This window comes from Clostridium psychrophilum (assembly GCF_018861705.1).
GTDB lineage: Bacteria > Bacillota > Clostridia > Clostridiales > Clostridiaceae > Clostridium_AD > Clostridium_AD psychrophilum.
Genome location: NZ_JAHLEC010000203.1, coordinates 1 through 2,808 on the forward strand (window position 1 = coordinate 1; position 2,808 = coordinate 2,808).

The window sequence follows — 2,808 nt, forward strand, 5'->3', positions numbered from 1 at the left end:
ATTTTTGCAAAACATAGTAATCCTCCTCTACGTACTGATTTTGATATTATTATATCATAATTACTACGTTTGGAAGTAATTACAAGCTTTTTGTGGGATAATCATATTATAGAAACATCTGAAGTTAAAAATAAATTAATGAATTATGCTGCATTGATGCATGATATTGGAAAGATAGGAATTGCGGATGCAATTCTCTTAAAACCAGGAAAACTAACACCTAAAGAATTTAATATAATGAAAACTCATACAATAATTGGTGAAAAGATACTTGGTAATTCAAAACGAGATGTTATCAAAATGGGTTGTGAAGTAGCATTAAATCATCATGAAAAATGGGATGGTAGTGGTTATCCATCAGGGCTTATAGGCAATAATATTCCTTTGACCGCTAGAATAGTAACTATTGCAGATGTTTTTGATACATTAGCTAACGAGAGAGTATATAAAAAAGCTTATCCTATTGAGACTTGTATCAAAATATTAAAAGAAGAAAGGAATAAACATTTTGATGGCGAATTAGTAGATCTTTTTCTAAGTAAAATTGATACAATTTTGAGGTATAAGGACATCCTTGATCTAAAGTTTAAACAAGTGAAAAAAGAAGATATTTTCACAGTAATATTCAATGATTCTTTAGGTGTATTTATAAAAAATCTAAAGGATGAACAATTCTACTAATACAGTAATCACTTTTATTTAATAGTTATCTTTTATAACAATTTTAAAATACCAGATAAACCTTGCTTTTTACTCAAGTATTATCTGGTATTTTTATCAAATATCTATTATTTATTTAATATCTGTCTAAACATATTAAATTATTATATCAAAAAATATTTTCTAAAACAATATTACTATTAGCGTTTGTAAAGGTATATATATTAGATATTATTTTATAACTTAAATTTTTGGACCATACCATTCATTTTTTCCGCTAACATAGCTTGGCTTTGAGATATCTTTGTTATTTCTTGAATTGCCATAACTGATTCGTTAACACTTGCTAATATTTCCTCTGAACTAGCGACTGATTCTTCAGCTGTAGCTGATACATTTTCAATTGCTTTATTAACTTCTGATACTGTTTTATTTACAATATTCATTGAATTTCCAATACTTGAATATAAATCATTAAATACCATAGCATCATCACCATATTGCTTACTTGTATCTACAAACGATTCATAATCCCGCTTAACTTTATTTACTATAAAGTTCAATATATCCTGAGTATTAGTAGAAAAATTCTTGAATGCTTTTTCAACTTTTTCAGTTACCTTTTCAATCCTTTTTACGGTTGTTTCTGAAGCTTCAGCTAACTTTCTAACTTCATCAGCAACTACGGCAAACCCCTTACCTTGCTCTCCTGCTCTAGCTGCTCTAGCTGCTTCAATGGCTGCATTAAGTGCAAGAAGATTTGTCTGACTTGCTATATTTTCTATTTCTTGTGCCATTATCTTAACTTCACTGACAACCAAGCCTTCTTCAATCGCTTTTAATATATTTTCTTGCTTTTCCATATATATTTTATTTGTGGTACTAAGGTTACTTTCAGCAGCTTTTCTAACTCCAGTTGCTTTTACTTTTATGCCCTTTGCAATCTCACTCCCTTTATTTGCACGTCCATTAACATCAGTCACATTCTCTGCAATGCTCTGTGTAGTTGCATTTACCTCTTCTGTTGTAGCACTTAAGTGTTTTGCTCCGAGTGATACTTGTCTTACTGATTCATTGACAATATCCATTTTTGCTGATATTTCTTCAGTTGTAGCAGATAGTTCTTCACTGGTAGCACCTACATCAGTAGCGCTTTCTGATATTTCTGTAATTAACGTTTTTAAGTTTGTTATAGCTTTATTTAGAGCCCTTGCTAAAATCCCTATTTCACTTTCATTGTCAAGATTAACAGTTTTTGATAAGTCATTTTCAGAAAGTGCATTAGCAACAACTAGAACCTTTTTTATCTGCTTTGAAATTGAAATAGATATTATTAACCCGAGTACAATAGCAATAAAAAATCCTAGAACAGTCACTAGCATAATTTTAACGCGTGCACTATTAAACGATGATTGAGTATTTTCATAATTCACTTTTGCCATATCCGTATCTAATTTTTGTTCTTTGTCTAAAACTTTAAACATATTTTCTTTTATTTGGGCTAGATTTGGAAAAGATTCATTTGCTTTGGCGTAGTTATTATTACCAACTTCTTTAATTATGACATCTCTTGCCGTATGATACTGTATAATTATTTTTTGAAATTCTGCAAACTGTTGCCTATCTGAATCAGTTGTAATTGTAGTCTTATATTCTGCGATAATTGGGTTAGTTTTAGTTTTAAGATCTGTAATAGCATCTTTATTTATTTGTAAATCACTTCTATCTTTAGGGTCGACAAGTAATAATTCATATGCCCCCACTTGTAGAAAGTTTGGCTTTTTCTAAAAAAGTAATGGAAAGCAAAAGGTTTAAGACTGCCGTGGTGGTGTCAAATAAATATCATTTAAAAAGGGTATCTCTTATGAGTAAAAGATTAAAAATGAATACTAGTTATTCTGGCATTTTCGTTTCAAAATATAAATTTAATGAATATACGGGATATGTAAGAGAAGTGTTTGGTGTCATAAAATTTTTGATATTAAAAAAATAGGGGAGCAACAAAAATTGAAAAATCAAAATTCACATTATTAATAGTGTGATTAAGCCACAAAAAGCTATATTTTCTCCGGTAGGAGTTAAGCTATTTCAAATTTTAGGCTATGCCTCTTGAAAATATTGTAAATTAATATGAAAATTTCAATAAAA

General features: G+C 29.3%; 3 protein-coding genes. 2 read left to right on the forward strand and 1 reads right to left on the reverse strand.

Translation table 11 applies throughout. The features are described 5' to 3' along the window. Nucleotides 1–69: 69 nt before the first annotated feature. Nucleotides 70–681 (forward strand): HD-GYP domain-containing protein, encoded by a 612-nt coding sequence (locus tag KPL38_RS18880; RefSeq protein ID WP_216290681.1) that lies wholly within the window; start codon nt 70–72, stop codon nt 679–681. Nucleotides 682–896: 215 nt separating this feature from the next. Here KPL38_RS18880 and KPL38_RS18885 read toward each other — a convergent pair whose 3' ends face one another. Next, a complete protein-coding gene (locus KPL38_RS18885) occupies nt 897–2,423 on the reverse strand; it encodes a methyl-accepting chemotaxis protein (protein ID WP_216290682.1) in 1,527 nt (508 codons plus the stop codon). On the opposite strand from KPL38_RS18885, the gene KPL38_RS18890 reads away from it, so the two are divergent. Continuing rightward, nucleotides 2,414–2,653 (forward strand): YdcF family protein, encoded by a 240-nt coding sequence (locus KPL38_RS18890; RefSeq protein WP_216290683.1) that lies wholly within the window; start codon nt 2,414–2,416, stop codon nt 2,651–2,653. The genes KPL38_RS18885 and KPL38_RS18890 overlap by 10 nt on opposite strands. The last annotated feature ends 155 nt before the right edge of the window (nt 2,654–2,808 follow it).